This window comes from Pseudomonas sp. R62 (assembly GCF_000257605.1).
GTDB lineage: Bacteria > Pseudomonadota > Gammaproteobacteria > Pseudomonadales > Pseudomonadaceae > Aquipseudomonas > Aquipseudomonas atacamensis.
In genome coordinates, this window is the sequence record NZ_JH635998.1 from 2,849,196 (window position 1) to 2,854,162 (window position 4,967).

5 protein-coding genes are annotated in these 4,967 nt (G+C 56.9%); 3 read left to right on the top strand and 2 right to left on the bottom strand.

Features of this window, described 5'->3' with window-relative positions; all coding sequences use genetic code 11:
• Positions 1 to 331: Asd/ArgC dimerization domain-containing protein (locus tag OQK_RS13795; protein WP_274380868.1), on the top strand; the 331-nt coding region annotated here is incomplete at its 5' end.
• 168 nt (positions 332 to 499) lie between these two features.
• Complete coding sequence (gene erpA, locus OQK_RS13800) at positions 500 to 850, top strand: iron-sulfur cluster insertion protein ErpA (RefSeq protein ID WP_007918905.1); 351 nt, start codon at positions 500 to 502, stop codon at positions 848 to 850.
• 69 nt (positions 851 to 919) lie between these two features.
• Here the strand turns inward: erpA and OQK_RS13805 are convergent, their stop codons facing one another.
• Together OQK_RS13805 and OQK_RS13810 are read right to left on the bottom strand one after the other, a co-directional pair.
• Positions 920 to 2,011 (bottom strand): anhydro-N-acetylmuramic acid kinase, encoded by a 1,092-nt coding sequence (locus OQK_RS13805; protein WP_016772929.1) that lies wholly within the window; start codon positions 2,009 to 2,011, stop codon positions 920 to 922.
• A gap of 3 nt (positions 2,012 to 2,014) precedes the next feature.
• Positions 2,015 to 3,439, bottom strand: coding sequence for a peptidoglycan DD-metalloendopeptidase family protein (locus OQK_RS13810; protein ID WP_016772930.1), 1,425 nt, complete (start codon positions 3,437 to 3,439; stop codon positions 2,015 to 2,017).
• A 212-nt stretch (positions 3,440 to 3,651) separates the two neighbouring features.
• Here OQK_RS13810 and tyrS point away from each other — a divergent pair, with 212 nt between their 5' ends.
• Complete coding sequence (gene tyrS, locus OQK_RS13815; RefSeq protein WP_016772931.1) at positions 3,652 to 4,851, top strand: tyrosine--tRNA ligase; 1,200 nt, start codon at positions 3,652 to 3,654, stop codon at positions 4,849 to 4,851.
• The last annotated feature ends 116 nt before the right edge of the window (positions 4,852 to 4,967 follow it).

Consider the following 4,967-nt stretch of genomic DNA (forward strand, 5'->3'; position numbering starts at 1 on the left):
GACGCCGATGATTCGCGGTATTCACTCCACGCTCTACGCGACAGTAGCGGATCGCTCGGTTGATCTGCAGGCACTGTTCGAAAAGCGCTATGCCAACGAACCGTTCGTCGATGTCATGCCAGCCGGCAACCACCCGGAAACCCGTAGCGTGCGTGGCGCCAACGTCTGCCGCATCGCCGTGCATCGTCCACAGGATGGCGATCTGGTGGTCGTGCTCTCGGTGATCGACAATCTGGTCAAGGGCGCCTCGGGCCAGGCGGTGCAGAACATGAACATTCTGTTCGGACTGGACGAGCGCTTCGGCCTGTCACACGCCGGCATGCTGCCTTAAAAGCAGCTACGAGCTTCAAGCCACAAGCTACAAGAGATCAGAGGCAGGCTTGAAGCTCACCGCTTGAAGCTTGCCGCTGCTCCTCTAATAGTTGACCAATTTTCTAGGACAAGCGGATAATGCGCGTCATCACGCATTATGGCGGCGTAACGCCGGGAGATAGTCAGCATGAGCGTCGAATCCTTCACCCCCACGGCTTTGCAATTCACTCAAGGTGCTGCGCACAAGGTGAAGAGCCTGGTCGATGAAGAGGGGAATGATCGCTTGAAGCTGCGCGTATTTGTTACGGGCGGCGGTTGTTCAGGGTTTCAATACGGTTTCACCTTCGATGAGGACGTGGCCGATGACGACACCATCGTCGAGCGCGAAGGCGTGAGCCTGGTGGTCGATCCGATGAGCTTCCAGTACTTGGCCGGTGCCGAGGTGGATTATCAGGAAGGTCTGGAAGGTTCGCGCTTCGTGATCAAGAACCCGAATGCCACAACGACTTGTGGTTGTGGTTCGTCGTTCTCGATCTGATCGCGCTTCAGCGCACACAACAAAACGCCGCAGAGCCTTTCGGTTCTGCGGCGTTTTTGTATCTGAAGTTTATGCCGGGTAGATGGCGCCGAGTACGCGCAGGCCGCGAGCGCCGGTGACGCTTGGCCGGTTGGCGGCGATGCCTTCGAGGCAGCAATGCGCCAGCCAGGCGAAGGCCATGGCTTCTACCCAGTCAGGGTCAACGCCGTGAGTTGCGGTGCTGGCGACTTGGGTATTTGGCAGCAGATCCGCCAGACGTCTCATCAGCGTGGCGTTGTGCGCGCCGCCGCCACAAACCAGCAGTTCCTGAGTGTCCGATTGAGCGCTTTGTAGCGACTCGACGATGGTCAGCGCCGTCAGTTCGAGCAGCGTGGCCTGAACGTCTTCGGCTGCGAAGGTTGGCAGGTTCGAAAGATGCTGTTCCAGCCATGGCAGATTGAAGACTTCGCGGCCGGTACTTTTCGGGCCTTTGGCGACGAAGAACGGGTCGCTGAGCAGTGCCTTGAGCAGGGTTGGTTCAACCTTGCCGGTCGCAGCCCATTTGCCGTCCCGGTCATAGTTCTCGCCCCGTTGCCGGCTAATCCAGGCGTCCATCAGAACATTCCCCGGCCCGCAGTCGAAACCGGATACAGGTTTGTTCGGCTCAATCAGGCTGAGATTGCTGAATCCGCCGACATTCAAGACTGCCTGGTTACCAGTACGCTCTTCAAACAACGCTTCGTGAAAGGCTGGCACCAGAGGCGCACCTTGGCCACCCGCTGCGACATCGCGACTGCGGAAATCGCTGACGACGGTAATACCGGTCAACTCAGTCAGCAGGGCTGGATTACCGATCTGCACGGTAAACCCGCGCGCCGGCTCATGGCGAATGGTCTGACCGTGGCTGCCGATGGCGCGGATGGCTTCGGGCTCAAGCTGTTGTTGCGCGAGGAGGGCGTGGATGCCTGACGCAGCAAGTTCGACCCAGTGTTGCTGGGCAATCGCCGAACGGGCGATCTCGTCGGGGCCGCTGGCGCACAAGCCAAGCAGCTCGGCGCGCAGGGAGTCAGGCATTGGCAGGTAGTGGGTGGCGATCAGTTTGATCGCCGAGGTCTGCTCGATCAGGGCGATGTCCAGCCCGTCGAGACTGGTTCCGGACATCACACCGATATACAGGGCCATGGCTTAGCGCTTGCTCGAAGCCAGCATGGTAGCCTTCTCTTGATCCATGCGCGCCATCAACGGCTGGCTCTGCGCGAGGAAGCGCGCGCGTTCGGACTTGGCGATCGGATCGGCCATCGGCAGCTTCTGGCCCAGCGGATCGACGTGAACGCCGTTGACCTGGAACTCATAGTGCAAATGCGGGCCGGTGGAAAGGCCAGTTGTACCGATGTAGCCAATGACTTGACCTTGCTTGACGCTGCCACCGGTTTTCACGCCTTTGGCAAAGCCCTGCATATGGCCATAGAGCGTACGGTAAGTGTTGCCGTGCTGAATGATCACGGTGTTGCCGTAACCACCACGACGACCGGCCAGCAACACTTTGCCGTCACCGGCAGCCTTGATCGGCGTGCCTCGCGGCGCTGCATAGTCGACACCTTTGTGCGCGCGGATCTTGTTGAGGATAGGGTGCTTACGGCCCATGGAGAACTTCGAGCTGATGCGGGCGAAGTCAACCGGCGTACGGATGAAGGCCTTGCGCATGCTGTTGCCATCGGCAGTGTAATAGCTGCTGTTGCCTTGTTTGTTGGTGTAGCGAACAGCGGTGTAAGTCTTCCCGCGGTTGGTGAAACGCGCCGACAGGATCGGGCCGGTGCCGACAGCCTTGCCGTTGATGACTTTCTGCTCGTAGATCACATCGAATTCATCACCCTGACGAATGTCCTGCGCGAAATCGATGTCGTAGCCAAAGACGCTGGCCATGTCCATGGTCATGCTGTGAGAAAGGCCGGCGCGGGCTGCGGACTGCGACAGTGAGCTGTTGATGACACCGTGGACGTAGGCAGTGCGAACGGTTGGCTTGGCAGTCACTCGGTTGAACGAATAACCCTTGTCATTCTTGGTCAGGGTGATGGTTTCAACGTCGCTGACCTTGCTGTGCAGGCTGGTCAACTGGCCTTCCGGGCTGAGTTCGAATTCGAGTTTCTGACCGCGCTTGAGTTGGCTGAACTGCTTGGCTTGCTTGTCGCTTGCCAGTATTTCGTGCACGGAGGCTGCCGGTAGGCCGACTTTTTCAAACAGGGTAGACAGCGTATCGCCTTTGGAAACCACGACCTCGCGGTGCCCAGGCTCTTTTGGTTTCTCAGCAGGGGCTACAGGTGACGGCGCGGTTTCAGCGGTTTGCGCGGCGTTTTCGTCGCTGTTTTCGATTTGTGCGAACGGCGAAGCTACGGGCTCGTTTGTGGCTTGAGTCGCATCAGCAGCGTCTTGATCTTGTGTCAGTTGTTCAGCGGGACTTTCCAGTTCAAGACTCAGAGTCGTCTTTTTGGCTTCAACATCGCTGGAGGGAAATACCAGCAGCGCCAGGCTGAGAAGGGCGGCGATTCCACTTGCGGCGAGCAGGTGGGTCTTCGGGTAAAGCGGGGGCGCTTTAGACGGTTCTGTGGTCATAGGTAATTTTTGACTTTGAAATAGATGAATTGGAAAAGATGAATGACATGATGAAGATGAAATAACTGTATAAAATATAACCAAATCATCGCTGAAGCAAGTCTACAGACCTCGGGTCTGTGGATTGGTGTCCGTGCGCCGGGCAAAACTTGTAATTGGTGCGCGTTCTTGTATGGTTGGTTCCCTTTGAATCTGAGCCTTGCGGGTCTGTTATGAAGTCGGTTGAAGAGCAGCTAGCGCTGATTAAACGTGGTGCGGAAGAACTATTGGTCGAGTCCGAGCTGGTCGAGAAGCTCAAGCGCGGCCAACCGCTGCGTATCAAGGCTGGTTTCGACCCTACCGCTCCGGATCTGCATCTTGGTCATACCGTGCTTATTAATAAGCTGCGTCAGTTCCAGGAGCTGGGGCACCAGGTGATCTTCCTTATAGGTGACTTCACCGGGATGATCGGTGATCCGAGTGGCAAGAGCGCCACGCGTCCGCCACTGACGCGTGAGCAGGTTCTGGAAAATGCTGAGACCTACAAGACTCAGGTTTTCAAAATCCTTGATCCGGCGAAAACCGAAGTTGCCTTCAATTCCACCTGGATGGACAAGATGGGGCCGGCGGATTTCATTCGGCTGACTTCGCAATACACCGTTGCTCGCATGCTTGAGCGCGATGACTTCGACAAGCGCTATACCACCAACCAGCCGATCGCTATTCACGAGTTCCTCTATCCGCTGGTTCAGGGTTATGACTCGGTCGCGCTGCGCGCCGATGTCGAGCTGGGCGGTACCGATCAGAAATTCAACTTGCTGATGGGTCGCGAGTTGCAGCGTGGTTATGGCCAGGAAGCCCAGTGCATTCTGACCATGCCATTGCTGGAAGGTCTGGATGGCGTGAAGAAGATGTCCAAGTCGCTGGGCAACTATGTCGGTATCCAGGAAGCGCCGGGCGTCATGTACAGCAAGCTGGTTTCCATCCCGGATGCGCTGATGTGGCGTTACTTCGAGTTGCTCAGCTTCCGTTCGATGGATGAAATCAACGCATTCCGGGCTGACGTCGAAGCTGGGGCGAATCCACGTGACATCAAAATCAAACTCGCTGAAGAGATCGTTGCGCGTTTCCATGGTGAAGAGGCTGCGGCGAACGCTCACCGAGGCGCTGGCAACCGCATGAAGGATGGCGAACTTCCAGATGACTTGCCTGAGATCGAACTGTCTTCGGTTGAGGATATGCCAATCGCTGCCGTCCTTAATAAGGCTGGCTTGGTGAAGAACTCAGCGGCGGCGCGAGATCTGTTGGCGGCGGGCGGAGTCCGGGTCGATGGCGAAGTGGTTGATCGCTCCTTTATATATGTACTGGGCACGACTCACGTTTGCCAGGCCGGCAAGAAGGCTTTTGCACGTATTACGCTGAAATCTGAATAAAGTTGAAATTGGGGGTTGACGGCGAATTCCAAAGGTCTATAATTCGCCCCACTTCCGGCGCAGTCGAAACGGAAAACTCCTTGAGATTCAAAGAGTTACGCAGTTTTCGACAGTGA

Bases quoted from the DNA above. Each gene is read 5' to 3' on its own strand.
- erpA (WP_007918905.1), top strand. From the start codon at position 500: ATGAGCGTCGAATCCTTCACCCCCACGGCTTTGCAATTCACTCAAGGT.
- OQK_RS13805 (WP_016772929.1), bottom strand. From the start codon at position 2,011: ATGGCCCTGTATATCGGTGTGATGTCCGGAACCAGTCTCGACGGGCTG.
- OQK_RS13810 (WP_016772930.1), bottom strand. From the start codon at position 3,439: ATGACCACAGAACCGTCTAAAGCGCCCCCGCTTTACCCGAAGACCCAC.
- tyrS (WP_016772931.1), top strand. From the start codon at position 3,652: ATGAAGTCGGTTGAAGAGCAGCTAGCGCTGATTAAACGTGGTGCGGAA.